This is a genomic window from Paenibacillus massiliensis 2301065 = DSM 16942, assembly GCF_000377505.1.
Taxonomy (GTDB): Bacteria; Bacillota; Bacilli; order Paenibacillales; family Paenibacillaceae; genus Paenibacillus; species Paenibacillus massiliensis.
Genome location: NZ_KB898185.1, coordinates 85,595 through 110,546, shown reverse-complemented (window position 1 = coordinate 110,546; position 24,952 = coordinate 85,595). Strand labels below are relative to the sequence as shown.

Sequence of the window (24,952 nt, the reverse complement as noted above, 5' to 3'; positions counted from 1 at the left end):
TATGCGGGGCTTGTTTCTGGTAACTGTTGCAGTGGCTGCGGTTTTTCTACTGGAAAAACCGCATGTAAGCCGAATCGCGAACCGTAAGGATAAGGCCGTGTTCTATATCTTGCTAGGATGTGCTTTCGTTGCTGGGATGCTGCAATCGTTTGAGTTCGAGCTCCCCAATCCTACAATGATTCTTACAACGATTTTCAAGCCGATCCATGAACAGATTCAGTTGCTTTTAAAGTGAAAGGGGCAAAAATCCGTTATGGAAACAGAGAAAATAAGCAGTCGGCAACTAACGATTTTGACGATTAACTTTACATTTGGTACGTCCATATTGGTTGTTGCCTCACTGCTAGCGATACAGGTGAAACAAGATGCCTGGATCTCATCTATCATTGGTATGCTGGTGAACATACTAATGGTTTCTTTGTATATTTTGCTCTTGAATATGTATCCGGGCCTGACCCTGGCACAAATGACAGAGGTCATATTAGGCAAGTGGCTGGGAAAGGCCATTTCGATCCTGTATGTCCTTTTTTTCTTTCTTCTAACGGTCTATCTGATTAATTTAACCGCTAACTTTATTGTTACGACGATCTTCACAGATACTCCGTTAATCGCCATTCACATCACTTTTACTTTGGTTGTGGTCATGGCTGTTCGTTATGGGCTTGAGGTCTTCTCACGAGCAGCTGAGTTATTTGCCCCATTTATATTTCTCTGCTTCTTGTTCATTTTTATTGCGTTAATTCCCCTTATTGATGTTACGAAAATTGAGCCTGTATTTGAGGCTGGTATTGGGCCAATTGTGTATGCGGGGGTTCATTTTGCTTCCATTCAAGAGCTTGTGTGCTTCATGATGGTGGCACCATTTGTAAATCGACCAAAGCATATCCCGAAAGCTTTGCTGCTTGGGGCAGGAATTGGTGGGCTAATTATCGTCATGGTGACAACCATTTCTATGCTTGTACTTGGCCCTGATTTTTCGGCAAGAAACCTGTTCCCGGCCTTCGTGCTTGCTAAGAAGATCAGTCTGGGACAGTTTTTGCAGCGTGTGGAAGTCATCATGTTGGCTCTCTGGTTTTTGGGTGTATTCATCAAGACGACAGTATGTTTGTTTAGTACTGTATTGAGCCTGGCACAGACGCTGAATATGAGAAATTATCAGTTATACACCTATCCGGTTGGTATTCTAATGGTTGTGTATACTTCGTTAGTCTATCCCAACGTTACAGCATATCTAGAGTTCCTGTTCGAAACGTGGTACTTGTACTCATACACGATGATGCTGGTGATTCCACTGTTACTGCTCGTTATTGCACTGATACGGCACTGGATCAGGAAAGTGACTTGATACCACAGACATCCAAGCGGTGTATTTTTGCATTATCAGCAGTAACTTCATTAATTCCCTGATCGATTCATGAACTCAAGGGCGTATTACAGAACTAGATGCTTAGGCATTCCGGTAGAGAGAATTTGACGCTATAATAAAGTACGAATTCCACGCCCACAGCAATGGAGGCTTCACATCATGAATACCCCTGTTATTTTGAAATACAAGCTTCAAATGCCTGCTTTAAGACCTAATCTGGTAAAAAGAGCCGCGTTGCATGAGCCTGTCCGTGGCTTATCTTCGCCAAAGCTAATACTGATTGTTGCTCCTGCCGGGAGTGGAAAGACGACGGCCATGGCCCAATATATGCAGATGAGCTCAGCGCGAACGACTTGGTATTCTCTAGGGGAGCACGATAACGACCTGCGCCGATTCTGGCGATACGTTGTACATGCGCTGGCTCCTCACCTCGCTGCCGGGGCTACCGAGCGCTTGCTTCCACTGCTGGCCGAACATCAGGAGCACGCACTACATCAATTTCTGGATCAATGCTTGAATGAACTGTATGATGTACCGGAGCCCATAATGCTGGCACTTGATGATTACCATCTGATTACACGCCCCGAAATCCATGGAAGTCTTCACTATTGGCTGGAGCATCTGCCTTCATCTATACAAGTGGTGCTCGCTTCACGGTTTGAACCCCCATTCGAAGGACTGCACAAATGGATTGTTCGTGGTGAAGTGAAGCGTATTAACGCAAAAGAACTGGCATTTACGACACAAGATGCTGAACAGCTCTGTCAGTCTGTGCTGGAGGTTGCCCTGCCATCACAGTGGATAGAAGCTCTGGTAGCGCGCACCGAAGGCTGGGCCGCAGGCCTGCAGCTTGCCTTGATGTCATTGCAGCAGCGAAGTAGTGACCAGTGGTCTGCCTGGATTCACACAGGACATGTTGGACAGCAGCTTGAGGAGTATCTTTTTCAAGAGTTATGGAAGGGTCTCGATGAGCAGATGGGTACTTTTTTGTTAGAGACCTCTATTCTAAGAAAGTTCAATGCTGCATTGTGCGCCGATATTACTGGCCAGGGGAGCTGCAACAGCAAGCTGGCATTTCTGGAACGAAACGGTCTGTTTCTGGTGCACATTCAGCAAGACGAATACCGCTATCATCATCTGGTTCGTGAATTTTACGCCCGTATGCTGAAGCAGCAAGCTCCTGCACGCTGGAGTGAGCTGCACAGACAGGCCAGCCTGGTCCATGCTCAGCTGGGCTTAAGCGAGGAAGCCATTGATCATGCCTTCATGGCTGAGGATTATGAGCTGGCTGCTTCGCTGCTCGACAGGCATCTGCATGAACTGGTTACGCGTGGGGAGTTCACGCTGCTGCAGAATGATTTTGCCCGTTTTCCAGCATCCTTTGCGTTGCCGCCGCGCCTGCAGTTGGTCAATGCATTTGTACATTTGTTCATGGGGCAGCGGCAGGTGACACAGAGCTTGATAGAGCAACTGGAGCAGGAATTACTGGGCCGCTCACAACAGGTCGAGTCAGAATGGCTGAGTGGTTTGTTTTTTGTGAAGGCTAATGATGCCTTCTATTCAGGGCAGTTCGAGGAGTGGTTCCAGTTCGCGGACTCGATCCCTTATCGACTGCCGAAGGACCCGGTATTTTATGATTTTAATTATAATTTCAATCAACCGCTTGTAAGAAATACGACATTTGGCCTGAAGGGTGTAATTACGCCCACTACAGCAGAGGTCGGGGAGCGTATCTGTTCCATTCTGAGCCGCAATGGCTGGTCAGAGTCATTAATGTGTCAATATGTCATCCAATCGCTTGCGGAGGGATACTACGAATGGAACGAGCTGGATCGGTGCGATGAGTTCCTGAGCAGACTGATTGCAGATGGGAGATATTTGGAGGTACCGGGCTTGTATGTGCCTGTGCGGATCATGATGGCGAAGCGTCGACTGGCGGCAGGTGAGCCTGCAGCAGCCCGGATTATGATTCAGGAAAGTATGCAGCGTCTAGACCCTGCAACAGATGGCCATTGGTATAGAGCACTGCGGGCTTACCTTGTGGAACTGAATCTGGGTGAAGGAGAGAATCTGGCAGCAAGTAGAGAACAGCTTCAGGGCCAAGAGGACGCAGCGTCTCACCGCGTTCACCTGGGGAACGTTCAAGAGACTGTGACACTGGCGCGCTTGCACATGGCTAATGGGCGGGGAGAGGACGCGCTTGCCCTGCTGACCACACTGAGGTTGCAAGCGGAAGAAGTGAGAATGGTCAATATCCTTGCTCTGACGATGGTGCTCCAGGCGAAGGCGGAATATATTCGTGGCAGGAAAAAAGAAGCTGTGGAAAGACTTAATGAGGCCTTGTTGCTCGTTCTGCCTTTCCGATATATTCGTACGTTTATAGATGAAGGAAAGTGGATGAGAGAGCTGCTGCAAGAGATTGTTACTGCGGTATCTCCAGACCAGCAATCGGCTCTGAAGGAATATATCAACGTGTTATTGGTGGCAATGCAGCCCCAAGCAGAGCGGGAAATATCCATTCCTAACTCTTATGCTGGTATGGATTCTCTTAGCGCACAAGAGCTGGAGGTGGTTCGGCTGCTGCATAGCGGCTGCACGAACCAGGAGATTGCTCATCAGATGGGCCTGACGCTTGGGACAATAAAGGTCTATCTGAACCGGATCTATAGCAAGCTGGGTGTCCGTTCACGCACACAGGCTGTTCTGGCTACCTCGAATAGTATCCAAGCTAGCCGTACGAGGTTGGAGGAAGCAAAGGACTAATGAACCCGGAGATTAACAAATCAGAAATGAATGCATGAGATGAAGCTCCTGAACCAGGGGCTTCTTTTTTTTAGAACAGTTAACTTTGGTTAGTATTCCCTCATACTCGATTGTGCTAGTATGTCGATACGGCTGGTAGCATTGACGACCTGGCTTCATTTTCGTCGTTCGTCTACAGCTACCGAACTACCATGAAGGGGAGGTTACATTGCAAGTATTTCGAAAAATAGGCTGTGTGCTGCTCGTCATGTTGCTCGCGATGCCCCAACTGGCGCCAAAGGCACAAGCTGCGGACTCCATTTTTCCTACAGGAGTGAAGACAGTCGGTGCAGGGTACCTGCACTCTCTGCTCATTGCAGAGGATGGTACGGTGTGGGCTTGGGGAGACAATTCCGCTGGCGCGCTCGGGGATGGTACAACGACCAGTCACTATCGACCGGTGCAGGTGACCAAGAGAGACGGTGCACCACTATCGAACGCAAAGGCTGTCTACGGAGGTGGATATTTCTCTGTAGCCTTGCTAGAGAATGGTACCGTCTGGGCTTGGGGAAAGGGTAACACTGGAACTCTAGGGAACGGTTCTCTTGAAAATTTGTCCCAAGCCGTTCAGGTGATGCAGTCCGACGGGTCACCATTGACACAGGTACAGAGTATAGCCGCAGGTTACAGCCATGTGCTTGCCCTCAAAACGGATGGCACGGTATGGGGCTGGGGAAGCAACGGCTCGAATATGTTGTCGGACTCGTGGGATAGCATGTATTCACGAGCTATTCAGATCAAAGCTTCGAGCAGCACTTACCTCACAGGTGTGAAGGAGGTTGCAGTCGGTGATTATCACTCCATGCTGCTCAAGCAAGATGGAACCGTCTGGGCATGGGGACATAATGGACTATCCCAGCTCGGGAATGGACAGTCGAGCAATGGCTCGGCCTATCCAGTTCAGGTAATGGACAGCTCCGATCAACCACTTGGGGCTGTCAGAAGCATTGTGGGTCACCGTTTAGGCGGTCTAGCCCTCCGTGATGATGGGACAGTATGGAGCTGGGGCTACAATGAGAACTACAATCTGGGAATAGGCTCAGGAGTAACTAGCAGCAATAAGGCGATACAGGTGCTGCAGTCCGGTTCAATTCCGCTCACAAGTGTGGTCCGCATTTCGGGTGGCGGGCGTCTTAGTATGGCCCAGAAGGCGGATGGGACAGTATGGTGGTGGGGGATGCAGAACCGGAACCTGCAGATGGCAGGCAGTCTTATTAGCGACATAGCCGATTTTTCTGCAGGTGATAATCATGGTCTGGTCCTGAAGAACGACGGCACCGTGTGGGGAGCGGGCTGGACTGCTTATGGAGAATTAGGAATCCCCTCGAATTCCCCGAATCGCTATCTAACACAGGCAATTCAAGTCTATCCGGCTCGCTCTGCCATAAGTGCTACGCCTAACCGAATTGATGCAGACGGGTTCAGTCAAGCAACGATTACTGTCACGCTTCGTAATGGTGTCAATAATCTGCTGGGTTCCAGTGAAGGCATGGTGCAACTCAGCTCTACGCTCGGACAGCTAGGAGCGGTCACCGATCATGGTGACGGCACATACACAGCAGAGCTGACTGCGCCTATGATATCGGGCAATGCTGTGATCACGGGCACGCTGAATGGCTATCCCTTAGCATCCAGCGCAACAGTCGTCCTGAATGCATTGGCCCCTTCGGCAGCACTTTCGACCTTGATTGCAAGTCCGGCGATCGTGACGGCAGATGGCAGCAGTGAGTCTACACTTACGGTGCAGCTGAAGGATACCAATGGTAATCCGATCACTACGGGCGGACGGACGGTTCGATTCAGCACGACAAATGGTACATTGAGCAGCGTAAGAGACATGGGCAACGGTTCGTATGTGTCTCAACTGCGGTCGCCGACAAGAACAGGAGAAGCTATAGTCACGGCAACGGTTGACGGCGTGTCCTTGCAGCAGCAAGCGAGGCTGCAATTTGTTCCAGGTGCTTTTTCTGCTGCGGTGTCTACTCTAAATACCAGTGCTACGACATTGACCGCAGATGGCGGCAGTGAGTCCACCATTACCTTGCAGCTGAAGGATGCCAATGGCAATTCGATTACTACGGGAGGGCGTTCAGTACGCATAAGCACAACAAGCGGTACTGTAGGCATCGTAAGAGATCTGGGAAATGGGACATACACAGCTCAGCTACGGTCACCAACCCAGAGTAGCACGGCTGTAGTCACGGCTACAGTAGATAATACAGCGATTCAGCAAACAGCAACGATTCACTTCGTTCCTGGTCCTGCATCTGCCGAGACTTCAGAGCTTATTGTGCCTCTGACTTCCATGGTGGCTGGAGAGGGTAGTCAGCAGGTTCACGTACAACTGAAGGATGCCCACGGCAATGAACTTACGTCCGCCGGGGATGTTGTCAGACTGGAATACGGACTTGGTACCTTCACGCAGGTAACCGCACTCGGTAATGGCAGCTACGCGGCATCTTTGAATGCAGGCACAATTGTAGGTAGTGGGGCGATCAAAGCCACCGTGAATGGTAGCATGCTGCAGTCCTCACCGATCGTTCATATCGTTCCGGGAGAGACATCGAGGGAACGGTCTGAATTCAAGGCGGCCACAGGCTCGATCGTCGCTAATGGAAGTAGCCAGACAACCATTACCCTGCGGACTATAGATCGTTATGGTAATCCACGGACTACGTCAGCTGGAACCGTGAGCATGAGCACTACAGCAGGCTTCTTGTCCAACGTAACGGACCTGGGGAATGGTCAATACACGGCAACCTTGCGTTCTGCAAATAAGACCGGAATTGCTGTCGTGTCAGCAAGACTGTCCGACACCACCTTCCAGCAGACGGTCGAGGTAGCCTTTGTCGCCGGAGCAGCCGCTGCATCGAGGTCGATGCTAACCGCTGCGGAGGATAGGCTGGTCGCGGGTAGTGGTAGTACGGAATTAACAGTACAACTGCTAGACCTGCATGGCAATCCGTTATCCAGTGGCGGGGATCAGGTTGTCTTTCAGACCACAAGCGGTACGATTGATCATGTCCAGGATCACGGGAATGGCCAATATAGTGCTATGTTCACAGCACCCGAGGCTATAGGTATATCTTCAATAGAGGCTATGGTGAATGGTAGCAAGCTGCAGGAAAGGCTCTCCATTCGCATCGTACCAGGAATGGTGTCAACAGATCGTTCTGCCATCGAGTCCTTGCATCCTGTGATTGTAGCAAACGGTCTCAGTCAGAGCCTGATTACAGTTCGCTTGAAGGATGCTTACGGCAATGCACTAGATGCAGGCGGGGACCAGGTGGTCTTCAATACGACAGCCGGTATACTTGGGAATACCGTGGACAACGGTGACGGCAGCTATTCGGTCCTATTATGGTCCAGTACGCTGACAGGCAGAGCTGTCGTATCAGCAAGAGTTAACGGCACAAATCTTATTGCGTCTACAGCAGTAGAATTTATACCCGGTCCTGCATCTGCGACGACTTCAGAGCTTCGTATAGACCATATGGCTCTAACGGCCAATGGTATGGATACGACGACGGTAACGGTGCAGCTAAAGGATGCCTTCGGCAACACGATTACAGCTGGTGGAGATGATGTTACCATAAGGAGCAGCACAGGAATACTGGGCCCGATCACGGATCATGGTGATGGCACGTATACAGCGGAGCTGACAGCAGGGACAATTTCTGGTACTGCTGCACTCTTGGCTTCTGTGAACGGAGAATCCGTGCTGCAGCAGGGAGAGGTCCAGTTGCTACCTGGTCCTGCAGTCGCGAACACCTCGACCTTTGCAGTCTCGCAGACTTCAGCGACGGCGGACGGAAGCGACGCGATTACTGTGACGGTTCAGACAAGAGATCAGTATGGCAATGATCTGATTGAAGAAGTGTCCTATCTGAGCCTGCAGTTGTCCTCGACACGGGGCACGATAGGTGAACTGAAATATGCTGGACAAGGGCGTTATACAGCAGATCTGAGGTCTAGTGAGACAGGGGAGGCTGTCATTAGCGCTACGATGAATGGAATGGAGCTGATGAATGCTCCAATAACGGTGGATTTTGTCGCAGGAAAGCCTTCAGCTACAGCGTCGACTCTGGAGATTGAACAAGGCACGTTGATAGCTAATGGTAGAGAGACTGCACGGATTACACTACAGCTAAAGGATGCTACAGGACATATGATCGCTGATGAAATGGATGTATCGTTGCTTCGTCTCGAGTCTTCCCTGGGAATCTTGTCCCCGTTAGTCTATGTGGGAGAGGGCAGGTATACGGCGGAACTTCGTTCAACGAAGTCGGGAACTGCTCATCTTAGAGCATTTATGGATAGCATTGAATTAATGGCTTCCGCCCAGATCGATTGGCTCCCGGGCCCTCCACTAGCCTCCGCGTCAGAGGTATCGGTCTCTCAGATGGCGCTACCTGCCAATGGCACAGCGACTGCACGAGTGACAGTTCAGCTCATGGATGCTTATGGGAATCCGACGGCCAATGCTGAGGGAGTGAGCATTGAAGCCTCTCTTGGTACCGTGACGGAAGTCACTTATGGTGAAGCGGGAGAGGCTATGACCGGGCTGTATAAGTTCGATATTCGCTCGACGGAGCCAGGTACAGCAGATGTCCGTGTGCTAATGAATGGGGAACAGATCTTTGCCCCGGTACAGGTCACCTTCACTAAGGGCATGTGGTTCAACCCTTCTTCCTATCGTATTCAGGTGGGGGAGGCAGCTCAGACCGTCGTTGAGGTCACCTATGGACAGGATAATTTCATCCACGATCAGACCGATGCTACACAATTTCGCTATGACGACAGTATGGTTCGCATAGGTCAGGGATTGGATGGCAGATGGTACATGACGGGACTGCGAACCGGACAGACGGTTATTGAGGCCGTCTATGAGGGAGACAGAGGGACGCTGAGAGCCAGTGCTCCAGTCACAGTCTATGCACTGCCTGTACGACTGCAATTGGATGCTACACGCCATCAGGTCAAAGAAGGAGAGTATGGGCAGCTACATGTGACAGTTCATTATTCGGATGGAACCGAAGAAGACGTCACCTCAAGAGCGCTATATCATCTTAAGGATGAGAGCTTTGCAGCTGTAGATGTTCAGGGACGCGTGCTGGGCATTCAGCCAGGAATGACGGAGCTGATCGTAAGCTACGAGGGGCTGGAGGCTACTGCGGATGTTATAGTTCTGACACGACAAGCGAATGAGCCGCCGAGTTCAGGCGGTGGTGACGATATCTCAGGTGGATCAGATGATGGCAGCTCTGATGGATCAGACGGTGGCTCCGCTCCAGGGAAGGGCTCGGGAAGCGCGAACGTGGATATGAATCCGGGTCCACTGCCTCCAACAGTCATTCAAGGGCAATCCATTGGCCTCCAATTGCTACAGGATGGACAACTGCATCAGCAGGTCACACTGACAGCCGAGCAGATTGCTTCAGGGAAAATCACAGTGAGGATGATGGACAGCGCCAGCGTATGGGGCGTGTTGATGGAGAAGAACACCCTGGCACGTCTACTTGAGCAAAATCCTGCTCTGGTGCTGGAATGGCATACACCCGTAGGAGTACTGGAGGTTCCTGTTGTGGAATTGAGTGAGGCGGCTAGAGCAACCACGGTCGATTCCATTCGACTTACCTTGCAACTAGCTGATGAAGAAGCGCATGTACTTCTCAAGGGTGCAGCTAACGGTATAGGGGCAGTGATACGCGAGCATCCATTCTCTGTAAGTCTCATCGGACAGCAAGGGAAAGGCGATGAACAGCTGCTTGCCTTGCGTGCTCAGTCCATATTGTTCTCTGCCAGCACATGGGCAGACATGACCGATCCGTACTGGACGGCAGCCGTCTATGATCCACACGTTGGATACTTCCGGTATGTCCCAGCTAAGCTTGTTCTACCGGGCACCATACAGCTTCGCCTTGCAACTGGCAAGCACTATACCTTGCTGGAGAATCACCAATCCTTCACGGATATGAAGGGGCACTGGGCGGAGCGAGCAGTAGAACTGCTCGCAAGTAAGCTGATTGTGCAAGGCCGTGGAACAGGACGATTCGAGCCGGAACAGCCCGTCACACGGGCCGAGTTGGTCGCAATGCTGGACAGAATGCTTCATCCTGCTGACGATCAAGACGATGTATCTTTTCCGAATGAGGGTGAAGACTGGTACGAAGCCGTGATGCGAAAAGCCAGCCTTGCAGGTTGGGTACGAGGCTATGAGGATGGAAGCTTGCGTCCCCAAACTGCGGTATCACGTCAGGAAATGATGGTTATGATCGCCAGAGCCATTCCATCAGCAGAGCAGGGCGAGCGTGAGGAGTCAACGGAGCAGGGTTTTTACGCGAAGCAAGGGAAAGCAATGCAGGGGAAGGGATTGAATGTTCAGGATTATGCTGATATTGCAGGGTGGGCTCAGGCTGATATAGCTAGACTCTCGATGCAAGGTCTTCTCATAGGTGATCAGGAAAGTCGATTGTATCCTCAGCGTAACGCGACTCGTGCCGAGACGGCGTCGATACTCGCCCGAATCATGCAGCAGCAATGATATTACAACAATCGCAGTAATTACAGTTATGGGAAATCAGTAGGCACTAACTTGCCTGCTGATTTTTTTTGTGCAAAATAGCTTGACTTGTAATGCGTTACAGAAATTATAGTGGGTGTACATTCACTCAACTGCTTGAGTTGGGACAATCAAAGGAGCTAATGGAAGATGAACAAAGCGGATCAAAAGATTGTATTTATAGATGTGGACGGGACGCTCGTCACTGATGATGGCTATGTACCGGAGTCGGCCCAGCTTGCCTGTAAAAAGGCCAGAGAAAATGGTCATATATTGCTTCTGTGCACAGGGCGTTCAAAGGCTGAAATCTATGACGAGATATGGGATGTCGGCTTCGACGGAATTATCGGTGCCGGAGGTGGATTTGTAGAGTATCAGGGGGAGATGCTCTATCATAAAAAGGTGCAGCCAGAGGATGTGCAGCATATGGTGCGTTTCTTCAATGAACACGGTATAGATTTCTATCTGGAATCGAATTCTGCCCTCTATGCAAGCCGCAATCTGCGCTCTCATCTGGAGCGGAGAATTTATGGAGATATCGACAATGATCCTGTGGCTAGAGAGAAGAAGGAGAGCTCACCGCATCCTTTTATCACGGGGCTGACGTATGGTGAGGCTGATCTCTGCAAGGATGACGTCAATAAGGTATGCTTTCTGGAAAGCGAGGTTCCTTTTAGCCGAATCAAGGAGGAATTCCAGGGCAAATTCGAGGTCATTCAATGCACCGTTCCGGCCTTCGGCAGAGATAGTGGAGAAATGATGATTCCAGGTATTCACAAGGCCGTAGCCATTGAATATCTGCTGGAGCATCTGGGAATGTCCAGAGATAACACCATTGCGATTGGAGATGGCATGAATGATGCAGAGATGCTGGAATTCTGTGCTGTCGGGATTGCTATGGGCAATGCAAAGCCAGGGTTAATAGGTCTTGCTGATCATGTAACGGATAGCGTGGAGAACGATGGGCTTTATAAGAGCTTTGTGCATTTCGGATTAATATAAGGATCATTTAACATGAAATCAAATTCGGTCAAGGTAGTTGACGATCACTAGGCTACAATTAGACAGGGTCAGCAGATAGACAAAGTCAGCGGAGCTACCAAGCGTCCGCTGACTTTGTTGCTTCACAGATATTTATTTCCATATGTATCTGTCAGCACCACTTACTTCAACAAATTACTTCAACAAACCCGACTCTCGCACGGAGCCCAGGAAACGCCCGAATTCCTCAATGTTCAGCTGCTGTGCTGCATCAGATAATGCAACGGCAGGGTTCGGATGCACCTCGACCATAACGCCGTCTGCTCCGGCAGCCAATGCTGCTTTGGCACATGGAGCCAGAATGTCCTTGCGACCTGTGGAGTGAGTAACGTCCACCAATACCGGGAGGTGAGTCTCCTGCTTCAGAATTGGCACAGCCGAGATGTCGAGCGTGTTGCGGGTAGCCTTTTCATAGGTTCGAATACCACGTTCAATCAGCATGACCTGCTTGTTGCCCCGTGAGACGATGTATTCTGCTGCATGAATGAATTCATCAATCGTTGCCGCGAGACCACGCTTAAGCAGGATCGGAAGATGGCTGTCCCCGGCTGCCTTCAGCAGCTCGAAATTCTGCATATTACGGGCACCGATCTGAATGACATCAATATAGTCAGCAGCGATCTCGATATGAGCCGGGTGGACAATCTCGCTAATTGTCTTCAGACCGAATTCCTCGGATACTTCCTTCAGAATTTTAAGTCCTTCAATGCCCAATCCCTGGAAATCATATGGGGAAGTACGAGGCTTAAAGGCACCACCACGCATAACCGTCATGCCCGACTGCTTCAACGCAGCCGCAACCTCTCGCACTTGTTCGAGACTCTCGACAGAGCACGGTCCTGCGATCATGATCGGGCTACCTGCACCTACCTGCACATCTCCAATGGACACGATGGTGTCTTCCTTTTGATTTTTACGGCTAACGAGCAGTTGTTTCTTGTGTTGGTCTTCCTGCAGGTGAAGGGAGGCTTGGAAAATCTGCTTAAACAGCTGCTTTACGGTATCGTTATGGAAAGGCCCAGTATTGGCGGCGACCAGTTCCTCCAGCATATCCTTCTCACGAACAGGATCGAACTTGGGAACACCCTGCTTTTCCTTGAGTTGTCCAATTTCCTGGACCAGTGCTGCGCGTTCTGATAATAGCTTCAGTAGGTCATGGTTAATCTCATTTAACTTGTCTCTTAATTGCTCCAAACTCATCGTTTCCTTCACTCCTCTGATTATGATTGGGTTTTACTTGTATTTACTCCTGTGATCGCCTGGTGCAAATAGCCTGTTTGTCTGTAAAAAAATATGCAAAAAAGGCCCTCCGTCGCAAGGGACGAGGAGCCGTGGTACCACCCTTATTAGAAACGGCAAAGCATGCGCATAAGTATGCAAATTGCAAGTGCCATCTCTCACTTCAGCCTTGTAACGTAAGGGATACGGATTGTCCTACTGGCTACAAGTAATATGCAGCCCTTCAGCAATCGGCTCGGGAGTGAACTTCGGCGGTGTGCTCTCTCGGGTACTTTCAGTCCATGGTACCTCGTCCCTGTAACGAACAAATTCCGCTTACTCTCTCCGTCATTGCCTTGTCTTATGAATTGAGTCCATATTAGCACGCTAACATGGATGTGACAAGATGCTAAAGTGATGCTGGGCAACCCAGACGCTTTAGTGTGGCGAATAGAGTAAGCGAATATTTAAGATTCATTCAAGGTTCATCCTTTACACTTGGGACATAAGCAAATGGCTTGTAGCCCATTCCAAAGGAGGACTTTTACAGTGAAGAATATGATTCAAAGATTCGCTCTAGTGGCCCTGGCCCTGACACTACTCGTTGCAACCATCAGCTGGATTGGTCATGACACCATATCAAGTGCTGAGGCGGAGGAGAGTGCCAGTTCTGCTCCTGCATACGCATCTTTGTTTGAAGGAGATCGAATCATTAACGTGAACGTGACCATCGACGATGCAGATTGGGAGAGCATTCTGGCAAGTCCATTGGATAAAGAATACAAGAGCGTCAGTGTCGAGGTAGATGGTCATCAACTGGATAATGTCGGATTCTCCACGAAGGGAAATATGACCCTAAGATCTGTAGCTTCCATGGAGGATTCGGATCGTTACAGCTTCCGGTTGAAATTTGACAAATATGACAAGACTCAGACCTTACTCGGCCTGGATAAAATGGTGCTGAACAACAATTACTCAGATCCGTCATACCTGCGGGAATATTTACACTATGAGGCGCTGAGAAGCATGGGTCTGGATGTTCCGATGACAACGTTCGTGAACCTGTATGTTAATGGCGAGCTGTTTGGCTTCTACACAGGTGTAGAATCTGTAGACGACAGTTATCTGGAACGCAACTACGGGGAGGATTACGAAGATGGCATTTTGTATGATACCGATGAGAAGAGCTATCTGCAGACGGAGGAGAACGGCGAGTACAGCACTTTGACGGAGGATCTGGGTACGGATGAGAATAAGGCTCGTCTTCAGAACTTCATTCAGGTGCTGAACGATATGCCAGAAGGGGAGAAAGGGGACATCGAGAGTGTATTGGACGTGGATTCTGCATTGAAGTATATTGCTGGCAACGTAGTATTGGGGAATTATGACAGCTATAACGGGGATAAAGGACACAATTATATGCTGTATGGAGATGCCAATGGCAAGTTTACGGTCATTCCGTGGGACTTCAATATGTCCTTTAATGGCTATGGTGGAGGTAGAGGAGGCACGAGCAGTGACTCTGGGGCTAGTGGTAGTACGAATGCGACGAACGTATCCATCGAGGAGCCTGTGCTCGGGATCAGCATGGACAAGGTGCCGATGATCAATAACCTGCTGGCGGTGCCCGAGTATAAGTCTCAATATCTAGAATATGTGAATCAACTGGTTGATTATCTGGAGAGCATTGAAGGCAGAATCACCGAGTTGAGTGATCTCATTCGTCCTTCTGTCGAGGCGGACCCTACGAAGTTCTATACGATGGAGCAATTTGAATCCAATATAGCTTACTCTGCTGTAGGAGATATGGGGGATATGAAAGGGGGGAGCGTGCCCCCATCTGACGGACAGCCAGGGATGACACCACCGGAGGACTTCACGCCACCAGACGGTGCGATGGCACCTCCAGCTAGACCGGATGGTACCGCTGGAGGAGAGAATGGGAATAGGCCCTCCGGCAATGGAGGAGATCGTGGCGGCATGGGACTGATGGCATCCGGCTCCATTACCAGCTTTGCACTGAATCGACTAGCTAATCTGCAGGAGCAGCTGGGTAGGGAAGTGGTCTCGCTTCCAGCAGCGATGAATACTGATGCTGCAAGCGAGATATCGGACTAGTTTTTTGACTGGATACGATTTCTTGTCTGAATGATCTGCAAAGATCGTGGTTAGCAGCGGCTCTACACTATCTTTGCTTCGGTCAAGGCACTAATTCCCACGCTCTCAAGGTAAATCAGTTGCAGTAGATGGTTAGTTATGCATGGAACAGCCGGGAACAGCTCCGCGAAGTAGGAGCTGTTCCCGGCTGTTGTTATTGATACACGTCTGTTCATTCATAACGAATGATCGCGAAACAAACGAATGCTCTAAGCAGAGCTATGTGATTCCAAGAGATATTATGCGCTATAATACATGCATGGATTGTGAGAAAGGAATGTATGCATGAAGAAGATCATTGTCATCGGTGCGGGTATTCTGGGGGCCTCAACAGCCTATCAGCTTGCAAAATCGGGAGCAGAGGTCCTGATCGTGGATCGAAAGGACCCTGGTCAGGCTACAGATGCGGCAGCAGGCATTCTATGCCCGTGGATATCACAGCGGCGTAACCAGGCTTGGTACAAGCTGGCCAAGGAGGGGGCACGCTTTTATCCCCAACTGATCGCAGAGCTTACCCATGAAGGGGAGACAGATACGGGCTATGCTCAAGTAGGGGCACTTAGCATTCACTATGATGAGGATAAGCTTGCGAAGCTGGAGGAGCGTGCACAGCAGAGAAAGGCTGATGCAGCCGAGATGGGGGAGATTAGCAGACTATCGCAGTCGGAGACGCGGGATGCTTTTCCACTGCTGGCTGAAGAATATCATTCTGTTCTCATTAGTGGGGCGGCACGTGTTGACGGTCGTGCACTCCGAGATGCCTTGCTTCGCTCCGCTGAGCGCCATGGGGCACGGCTCGTGCAAGGGAGTGCCGAGCTACATTATCAGGGGGATTGTGTAACCGGAGTTGTCGTCAGGGATGTAACTGAGCACGCCAACGATCCGGACAATAGTGAAGAAGATGAGACGGTCATGACATATGCAGCAGATGAGGTTGTCGTGTGTGCGGGAGCGTGGGCTAGTCAGCTGCTGGAGCCACTGGGACTAGACTTCCAAGTGCATTACCAGAAGGCGCAAATCCTCCATTTGCAGACGACAAATGCCGGCAATACAGGGAGTTGGCCTGTAGTCATACCGCCTTCGGATCAATATCTGCTGACATTCGACCAGCAACGGGTCGTAATGGGGGCAACACACGAAAATGATATTGAAGGCTATGATACCAGCGTGACTGCTGGCGGAATGCAGGAGGTGCTGAATAAAGGCTTGGCCGTGGCCCCTGGTCTTGCTGATAGTACGCTGCTGGAAGTAAGGGTGGGATTCCGTCCATTTACGCCTGGCTTTCTGCCTGTGCTTGGAGCGGTTCCCGGCTGGAAGGGCTTGTTTGCAGCAAATGGACTTGGAGCCTCCGGCTTGACAGTAGGACCTTATGTGGGAAGTCAATTGGCGAAGCTGGTGCTCGGTATGGAAGCCGATATCGATCTTCAGCATTACGATCTGCAGCAAGCCATCAATAAGCGACAATAAGCTCAGCTATAAGGGAAGCGTACTGGCTTCTAGCTTCTGTGTGCTAATTCTGCATAATGAATTCAAGAAATATCAAAAGACCTGGATTGGAGAGAGCCTCCACTTCCGGTCTTTTGATATTTCTACGAATGCAGCGTTGACCTTAGGTCTGACCTAGGGTATATGCTGACTTCTGAAGCTGTGAAGGCAGTGATCCAAGTAGAAGAGAGTAGAAGAATTCAGGTGGGAAAATTCAAGTAGAAGAACTCAAGTAAATCAACTCAAGTAGAAGAATTCAAGTGCAAAAAACGAAGTGAGGGCTAGACATCAATACAGTAACCCAACTGTAGGATTAGACAGATGAAAGCCAATCCATTCCTGTGGTAGCCAAGAGAGGAAGAATCGTATGAGGAAGAAAATCGCCATTGTCATGCTCGTATGCGTAGTATTGCTAACAGGCGTCGCAGGGTATATTTTGCAGCAAAACAGTTTCGAAATGGTAGAACAGCAAGTAGTAATTAATTCAAAGCAAGGCAAACTGACTGGAACCTTGGTCTTGCCAGAGCAGTATACGGGGAAATTAGGCCTGGTCTTATTCATTCATGGCGACGGTCCCATTGATGCCACCCACGATGATGGCTACAAGCCACTATGGGAGAAGCTCGCATCACTGGGCTATGCCTCATTATCTCTCGACAAACGAGGGCTAGGCGGTTCGGAGGGAGACTGGCTCCAGCAGAGCATGGAGGACCGTGTTCAGGAAGCTCAGCAAGCGCTGGCATGGGCAAGGACCCAACCTATGATTGATTCCGAGCATATGGGCGTATGGGGAGCAAGTCAGGCTGGATGGGTCATCCCCAAGCTTGCAGGTGAAGAAAAGTTGGCCTTCAGTATCCTCGTCTCTCCTGCGATCAATTGGCTAACCCAAGGGGAATATAATACACGGAGCCAGATGGCAAAGGACGGCTCTACGCCGGAGGAGATTGAGCAGCAGGTGGCGTATGAGCATCAGATTAAAGGTCTGCTGAAGCAAGGAGCCTCCTACGAGGAGTATATGAGGCTGGCGCATCGGAATGACAGGATGTCCCCGGAGCGCTGGGGCTTTGTCCGTCGCAACTATACTTCGGATGCCACACAGGACCTGCACAACTTCAAGTCGCCTGTGTTGCTTCTGTTGGGCGATCGTGACGTGAATGTGGACATCAAGGAGACAGAGCGCCTATACCGTGAGCGGGTGAGCCCAGCTTCCTTGCTGACGGTCAGAGTTTTTGCGGACACAGAGCACTCCATGTTAAGGACCTCGGCGGCAGATTCCCCGTTCAGGGCGCTGCTTATCAGTCTGTTCGCTCCCCGTAGGATCACAGTAGAGGGGTATATGGACGAGATTGAGAAGTTCCTCATTCATACGAAGATTGAACCTTCCGAATCTATCCAGTAGAATTATACGGGGAACTGTGTCGATGGAGGGAGCTAAAGCTGGTATGAACTGGTTGGACATTAGCAAAGCAAAGGATGTAGAGCAGGTTCGCGAGGCCGTAACCAGGCTCGATGTGAATGAAGTAGATGAACAGGGACGGACCCCGTTGATTCTGTTCATGACCTATCGAATGCCAATTGAAGGTGTTCGTTGTCTGCTGGAGCATGGACCAGATCTGGAGAAGGAGGACAGGCTTGGGAAAACGGCCCTTAAGAAGGCAGTAAAGTTCAAGCAGATCGAGGCCGTTAAGCTGCTAGTGGAGAGCGGAGCACGACTGGACTCACCGCAAGGGATTCAGGGCACCGCCTGGCAGGAGGCTAGAGGGAACCCGAGGATCGCAGATCTGTTGCTGGATACGCCAGGAGCTGTGCGATTAACATTAACTGAGGAAGAGCAAGAGCAGCTGGAGGCTATCCTATATGAGGAATCGATGGATGTGGTCATCTCGCGGATTCGCCAGCTGGACTCGGATGTGCTACTGCACGCGGTCGTGAACGAGTATAACTGGGATGATGGCCCAGAGCCGATGCAGGCTGTCTTTGAGCATCCCGCTTGTGCAGAGATTACGATGCTCGATATGTATGAGTTAATGGAGGCAGATTACTGGTTGTCTCTGGAGCCAGAGGAAGTTAATCAACGAATGGATGGAGCGGCGTACACCAAGCTGGCGCTGTCGATTAAGGAGAAATGCTCACTATAATAGTGACAATACTTACATATGAAAGAGGAGAGCCGGAATAAGGTTCTCTTTTTTTGTTTATAGACGCATACGGATCGACGCCAATACTTCATTTCAATATTTATCAGCACTTATATCCACATTACAGGTAGTGAAAAATTCACAATAGTAAAATCAAATAGTGTTATCTTGTACATTCACATGAATCCCATACTATCTGCTCTCTATCCATATACCTTCGTCACAAAGGGAAGAGCAAGCAGACTGAATTTAATGTCAATTTTATCCACAAAAGAAAACTAGAGCACAAAGTAGTTGGTGTAATGATTGGTTTTTTTGGTAAATATACCTTACACAAGGATTGACCCCATATTTAATGCGAAGTATAGTGATATCAAGTGAGCACGGTATAGTGATTAGTGAGCAGAATGTGTCCAGAATATCGGGAACGGAGTTCCTGAATTTGTGACGCATTTTTTTTGTAGTTGCAAGAGGATTGTAGCTGTCTGTGAGCTGACTTGAAGATTCGATGCTCCCTTGGGAAATAAGTATGGCGTAGTCGCCATTTGCTGTACGTATTCATAACATGCTATTGAAGGGGATGACAATGATGTCTGAATCTCCGAGCTCTTTGCCGATTGGAAAGCTGTCCATTTTGCTGGCGGTGCTTCAGGGCCATTCATGGAAGGAAGAGATCGAGCAGCAGCTCACGGACCAAGGCTACAAGTATACGATTGGCCGGGTAGGTGCGATGGATATTACGAAGGTCGTGGTCGCGATGGAGACTGCCGCGAAGAATAATCACATTATCGACGGTCAGTCCTACCGTGAAGTGCATGCGATGTATCATGCGATTATTGAAGCGATTCAGGGGCTCGGTCGCGGGGTGTTCCAATTTGGCGATATTCTGAGAACGGTGGGGTTGACCTTCGCGATTGTCCGGGGCAAGATGGAGGGTGCTGTTGCACATGAGGGCGAATGGATCGCTGTCAGTGTATATGGAACGATCGGTGCACCCAAAAAGGGATTTGAGCATGAAGCGATCGGCTTCGGCTTTAACCATATCTAGGAGGAGCTACTCGTAACAGTGAATTGCTCAAATTAACTAGTATGAAATGGTGTTCAATAGTACTCATTAGTGTTCTTTTAGTATCTATTCGTGGGGTTCGATCCGGATCGGCCATTTAGTGATTAGAGTGTCTAGAAAAGCCGGTACCAAATGTTATTTGGTATGGGCTTTTTGTCGTACTCAATGGTCCTCACAGCTGCAAGGAGATCTTCACCCTGAGGTCTTAATACATGACAGGAAAGCAGGTGCCTGGATGCAGTCAACCGTAGACAAGACTGTCGTATTGGATGGTCAATCTTTAACCTTGGAGCAGTTGGTACATGTGGCTCGTTACGGAGCCAAAATTCAGCCCTCTGAGGGCAGTCTGGGTAGGATAAGGCACGCCCGTGAATATGTAGAAAAGCTACTGCGTGAAAGGAAGGTTGTCTATGGGCTGACCACTGGCTTTGGTAAATTCAGTGACACGTACATTGAAGGCAGCGATGTGCAGCAGCTCCAGCTTAATCTGATTCGCAGCCATGCTTGTGGGCTGGGAGAGCCCTTTTCTAACGATACTGTGAAAGCCATGCTCCTGCTGCGGATTAATGCGCTGCTGCTTGGTTATTCAGGGATACGGGCGGAGGTCGTGGGGCAAATGGTCGACATGCTTAATTATGGTGTCACTCCCGTCGTTCCACAGCAAGGCTCGTTGGGAGCAAGTGGTGACCTGGCTCCGTTAGCGCATATGGCACTGGTACTGATCGGCGAGGGCGAAGCGTATTATGAAGGACAGCGTATGCCAGGTGCTCAGGCGCTGGCGTTGGCAGGATTGCCTCCTGTCGTACTGGAGGCCAAGGAAGGTCTGGCCTTGATTAATGGTACGCAGGTGATGACAGCGGTGGGGGCGCTCGCATGCTATGATGCGTGGAATTTGGCTCGTTGGTCCGATTGTACATTAGCTTTGACGGCAGAGGCGCTTCGTGGGGTGAAGGATGCTTTTGACCCGCTCACGCATCGGCTCAGACCTCAGCCCGGTCAAGGTTATGCTGCGGATAATTTCAGGGCACTAACACGGAGCAGCAGACTGTTGTCCACGCAAGGCGAGCTTCGTGTGCAGGATGCGTACTCCATTCGCTGTGCACCGCAGGTCCATGGCGCTAGTCGAGACGGACTGGTGTACATTCAGGCGAAGCTTGATATCGAGATCAATGCGGTCACGGACAATCCTCTAATTTTCCCGGAGCAGGACCGAGTTATTTCGGGTGGTAATTTTCACGGGCAACCGATTGCGTTAGCTATGGATCATCTGTCGATCTGTTCATCGGAGCTGGCGAATATAGCGGAGCGTCGAATTGAAAGATTGGTCAATCCACAGCTGAATGAGGGGTTACCGCCATTTCTGACTGAGCAAGGTGGGGTACAGTCAGGGTTCATGATCGCGCAATATGCTGCAGCAGCCCTCGTGTCCGAAAATAAGTCGCTTGCTCATCCGGCCAGTGTCGATTCGATTCCTTCGTCGGCCAACCAGGAGGATCATGTCAGCATGGGGACGATTGGTGCTCGCAAGGCCAGACAGATTATTGATAATGCCTATTCGGTGCTGGCTATTGAGCTGATGTGTGCAGCACAGGCTGCGGATTACCGGGGACCGGAGCAACTGGGGACAGGAACGAGATGGGTATACGAGCAATGTCGGCAGCGGGTGTCTTTTGTACAAGAGGATCGCGTATTGTCCACGGACTTTCGTACATTGGCAGAATGGATGAAGGCTACGAATCTAAAGGCTGCAATAGCGGAGATCATCTTCATGCATTAACAACACGCATAAGTGTTACGCATTAACAACATGCAAAAGTACCACGCATCAAAACCCTGCATTAGTACCATAACAAACCTGCATTAATGCCATTTAGTGGAGTTCGAACTTCACATTCATCTTAGTGTACGGATTGGAATTCTTAACGTCTTCAGTTCAGTAAAGTAGAACAACCTCCAAATGTGTCCGAACTATATTAAGAGAAGGGAAGGATTGTTAATGAAGGATAAAAATGACTGCAAATCAAGCGAGCCGGAACGAAAGATCACAGCACCGCGTGGAACAGCCTTGCATACCAAGGGATGGGTACAGGAGGCTGCTCTTCGTATGCTGATGAATAATCTGGACCCGGAAGTGGCGGAGGCTCCTAGCCAGTTAGTGGTCTATGGTGGGATTGGAAGGGCTGCACGCAACTGGGACAGCTTCGATGCCATCGTTCGTTCACTGAAATCTCTGGAGGAGAATGAAACACTGCTCATCCAGTCCGGTAAGCCAGTGGCTGTATTCCGTACACACAAGGATGCCCCACGTGTACTGCTCGCGAACTCCAATCTGGTACCGGCTTGGGCGAACTGGGAGCATTTTCACGAGTTGGACCGCAAGGGACTGATTATGTATGGGCAGATGACGGCGGGAAGCTGGATTTATATCGGTAGTCAGGGGATTGTGCAGGGTACCTATGAGACCTTTGCGGAATGCGGACGACAGCACTTCGGCGGCAGCCTGAAGGGGACAATTACCGTTACGGGTGGTATGGGCGGCATGGGGGGAGCTCAGCCGCTGGCGGTCACGATGAATGGTGGCATCATGATAGGCGTGGATGTGGATGCCAGCCACATAGAGAAACGGATCAATACCCGCTACTGCGATGTCATGACCGATCATCTGGATGAAGCGATTGAGCTGGCTCAGGCTGCGAAGACTGAAGGTCGCGCATTGTCCATCGGTCTCGTAGGCAATTCAGCAGAAATATTGCCGCTCATGCTGGCACGCGGATTCATTCCTGACATCATTACAGACCAGACCTCAGCCCATGATCCGCTTAACGGATATTTGCCAAAGGGCTACACGCTGGAGGAGGGACTGAAGCTGAGAGCGGAAGATCCTGCTCATTATATGAAGCTGGCTCGGCAGAGCATGGCTGAGCACGTATCGGCGATGCTGGAAATGCAACGGCAGGGAGCCATTGCCTTTGATTACGGTAACAATATTCGCCAGGTCGCCTATGACGAAGGTGTCACGGATGCTTTTGCTTTTCCTGGCTTTGTACCAGCCTATATCCGGCCCCTGTTTTGTGAAGGAAAGGGACCTTTTCGCTGGGTGGCTCTGTCTGGTGACCCGGAGGATATTCGGAAGACAGATCAGGTCATTCTGGAGAACTTTGCGGAGGATGAGCATTTATGCAACTGGATCAGACTGGCAGGTGAGAAAATCGCGTTTCAGGGATTACCCTCTCGCATTTGCTGGCTGGGCTATAGAGACAGAGCCAGATTTGGTCGCATCATCAATGAGAAGGTAGCTTCTGGAGAGCTGTCAGCTCCCATCGTCATTGGTCGTGATCATCTGGATGCTGGCTCGGTAGCGTCGCCCAATCGGGAGACGGAGGCGATGCGTGATGGTAGTGACGCTGTTGCTGATTGGCCGATATTGAACGCGCTGCTCAATACCGCAGCTGGAGCCAGTTGGGTATCTCTGCACCATGGTGGTGGCGTGGGTATGGGATATTCCATTCATGCCGGAATGGTTGTAGTTGCGGATGGAAGTAAAGAGGCCGGCGAGCGGCTAGAACGTGTATTGACGACCGATCCAGGCATGGGCGTCGTCCGACATGCTGATGCAGGATACCCGTTAGCTGTGGAGACGGCACGAGACTATGGCATACATATGCCAATGCTGTAGGAAAAGGGGGCGATACCTTGTTATATATCCGACATGCGGAGCAGATCGTGACCGTTAGCGGGAGCAATACAGCACCAAGAGTGGGAGCTGAAATGAATCATTTGAACATTATCGAGTGCGGCGGTGTTGTGCTGGAGGGAGAGCGTATTGCTTTTGTAGGGCCGCATGCCGAGGCCGAAGCCTATGTTCGGAGTCTGGAGTTCAATAGACGGCAAGCGTTGCATATTATTGATGCTACAGGAAAAACGGTCATTCCGGGCCTCGTAGACCCGCATACACATCTGGTATTCGCTGGAACCCGTGAGTTTGAGCTGGGACTGCGTTTACAGGGAGCCACTTACATGGATATTTTGAACGCGGGTGGTGGCATCCTCCGCACAACAGAGCAGACGCGACAAGCGACAGAGCAGGAATTGAAGGAAGCAGCTCTGATGCGGCTGAATCGGTTTCTTGAGTATGGGGTGACGACAGTGGAGGCGAAGAGTGGCTATGGCCTCTGTACAGCAGATGAATTGAAGCAGCTACGAGTGGTGTGTGCATTGCATGCTGAGCATCCGATCGAGCTGGTATCTACGTTTATGGGTGCGCATGCTGTTCCAACAGAATACAAGGCATCTCCCGAGAGCTATGTACAATTGCTGATTGAGGAGATGATTCCTGCGGTAGCAGAGCAGAAGTTGGCGGAATACTGTGATGTGTTCTGCGAGAAAGGCGTCTTTACGCCCGAGCAATCGAGAGCTATTTTGCTGGCTGGACTACGATACGGACTGAAGCCGAAAATTCATGCTGACGAAATTGTGAATACTGGCGGGGCTGAGCTGGCAGCTGAGGTAGGAGCGGTCTCGGCGGAGCATCTGCTGTGTGCATCCTCTCACGGCATCGAGGCCCTGGCCGCTGCTGGGGTTATCGCCGTGCTGCTGCCAGGGACAGCGTTCTACCTGATGGCCCGTCCGGCAGACGCTCGGGGCATGATCGACCGTGGTGTGCCTGTAGCCTTGTCCACGGACTGCAATCCGGGCTCCAGTCCTACGATGTCGTTGCCATTAATCATGAACCTGGCCTGTCTCACGATGAAGATGACACCTGCAGAGGCCTTGACAGCATGTACCATTAATGCAGCGCATGCGCTTGGTCGAGCAGATCGGATCGGAAGCATTGAGGTTGGCAAGCAGGCAGATCTCGTCATCCTTGATGCCCCAAGCTATACCTTTATGACATATCATTACGGCGTTAATCTGACCAGCACGGTGATCAAGAAGGGAAAGCCTGTCGTGCTAGGAGGCAAGCGGATTCGAAGCAAGATGGTAGTCAGTGAAGAAGGCTGGGTTGAGTAGGGAAATATATGAGGCTAGAAGCGGTCTAGAAGCGGTCCAGAAGCAGTGTAGTAGCCGTCTGGAAGCCGTTTGGCAGGAATAGGCTCAAGACCTTAATGAGGAAATAA

The 24,952-nt window shown here is 50.4% G+C and carries 14 protein-coding genes; 13 read left to right on the top strand and 1 reads right to left on the bottom strand.

Features of this window, described 5'->3' with window-relative positions; all coding sequences use genetic code 11:
- The first annotated feature begins 1 nt into the window (after nucleotide 1).
- The 5 genes from D328_RS0100415 to D328_RS0100395 all read left to right on the top strand — a co-directional run bounded on the left by D328_RS0100415 (nucleotide 2) and on the right by D328_RS0100395 (nucleotide 11,732).
- Complete coding sequence (locus D328_RS0100415) at nucleotides 2-235, top strand: hypothetical protein (protein ID WP_018882957.1); 234 nt, start codon at nucleotides 2-4, stop codon at nucleotides 233-235.
- A gap of 18 nt (nucleotides 236-253) precedes the next feature.
- Nucleotides 254-1,345: a GerAB/ArcD/ProY family transporter gene (locus D328_RS0100410; protein WP_018882956.1), complete on the top strand. Its 1,092-nt coding sequence runs from the start codon at nucleotides 254-256 to the stop codon at nucleotides 1,343-1,345.
- A 180-nt stretch (nucleotides 1,346-1,525) separates the two neighbouring features.
- On the top strand, nucleotides 1,526-4,129 hold the full coding sequence (locus tag D328_RS0100405) for a LuxR C-terminal-related transcriptional regulator (protein WP_018882955.1): 2,604 nt from the start codon (nucleotides 1,526-1,528) through the stop codon (nucleotides 4,127-4,129).
- Between the two features lie 208 nt (nucleotides 4,130-4,337).
- Nucleotides 4,338-10,712: an invasin domain 3-containing protein gene (locus D328_RS0100400; RefSeq protein ID WP_018882954.1), complete on the top strand. Its 6,375-nt coding sequence runs from the start codon at nucleotides 4,338-4,340 to the stop codon at nucleotides 10,710-10,712.
- Nucleotides 10,713-10,880: 168 nt separating this feature from the next.
- Nucleotides 10,881-11,732 carry a Cof-type HAD-IIB family hydrolase gene (locus D328_RS0100395; RefSeq protein WP_018882953.1) on the top strand — a complete coding sequence of 284 codons (852 nt, stop codon included), beginning with the start codon at nucleotides 10,881-10,883 and terminating at the stop codon, nucleotides 11,730-11,732.
- 174 nt (nucleotides 11,733-11,906) lie between these two features.
- Here D328_RS0100395 and D328_RS0100390 read toward each other — a convergent pair whose 3' ends face one another.
- On the bottom strand, nucleotides 11,907-12,971 hold the full coding sequence (locus D328_RS0100390; protein WP_018882952.1) for a bifunctional 3-deoxy-7-phosphoheptulonate synthase/chorismate mutase: 1,065 nt from the start codon (nucleotides 12,969-12,971) through the stop codon (nucleotides 11,907-11,909).
- Between the two features lie 576 nt (nucleotides 12,972-13,547).
- Here D328_RS0100390 and D328_RS0100385 point away from each other — a divergent pair.
- From D328_RS0100385 to hutI, 8 genes are all read left to right on the top strand, one after another.
- Entirely contained in the window at nucleotides 13,548-15,107 is a 1,560-nt protein-coding gene (locus D328_RS0100385) for a CotH kinase family protein (protein ID WP_233426146.1), read from the top strand.
- 324 nt (nucleotides 15,108-15,431) lie between these two features.
- Nucleotides 15,432-16,613, top strand: coding sequence for an NAD(P)/FAD-dependent oxidoreductase (locus D328_RS0100380; RefSeq protein WP_018882950.1), 1,182 nt, complete (start codon nucleotides 15,432-15,434; stop codon nucleotides 16,611-16,613).
- 385 nt (nucleotides 16,614-16,998) lie between these two features.
- Nucleotides 16,999-18,030 carry an alpha/beta hydrolase family protein gene (locus D328_RS0100375; protein WP_018882949.1) on the top strand — a complete coding sequence of 344 codons (1,032 nt, stop codon included), beginning with the start codon at nucleotides 16,999-17,001 and terminating at the stop codon, nucleotides 18,028-18,030.
- Between the two features lie 43 nt (nucleotides 18,031-18,073).
- Nucleotides 18,074-18,769 (top strand): DUF4274 domain-containing protein, encoded by a 696-nt coding sequence (locus D328_RS0100370; RefSeq protein ID WP_026280937.1) that lies wholly within the window; start codon nucleotides 18,074-18,076, stop codon nucleotides 18,767-18,769.
- Between the two features lie 580 nt (nucleotides 18,770-19,349).
- Entirely contained in the window at nucleotides 19,350-19,817 is a 468-nt protein-coding gene (hutP, locus tag D328_RS0100365; RefSeq protein ID WP_081625192.1) for a hut operon transcriptional regulator HutP, read from the top strand.
- A gap of 253 nt (nucleotides 19,818-20,070) precedes the next feature.
- On the top strand, nucleotides 20,071-21,612 hold the full coding sequence (gene hutH, locus D328_RS0100360; protein ID WP_018882946.1) for a histidine ammonia-lyase: 1,542 nt from the start codon (nucleotides 20,071-20,073) through the stop codon (nucleotides 21,610-21,612).
- A 219-nt stretch (nucleotides 21,613-21,831) separates the two neighbouring features.
- Complete coding sequence (gene hutU, locus D328_RS0100355) at nucleotides 21,832-23,511, top strand: urocanate hydratase (protein ID WP_018882945.1); 1,680 nt, start codon at nucleotides 21,832-21,834, stop codon at nucleotides 23,509-23,511.
- A gap of 17 nt (nucleotides 23,512-23,528) precedes the next feature.
- Nucleotides 23,529-24,845, top strand: a complete 1,317-nt coding sequence (hutI, locus tag D328_RS0100350; protein ID WP_018882944.1) for an imidazolonepropionase — start codon at nucleotides 23,529-23,531, stop codon at nucleotides 24,843-24,845.
- Nucleotides 24,846-24,952: the final 107 nt, after the last annotated feature.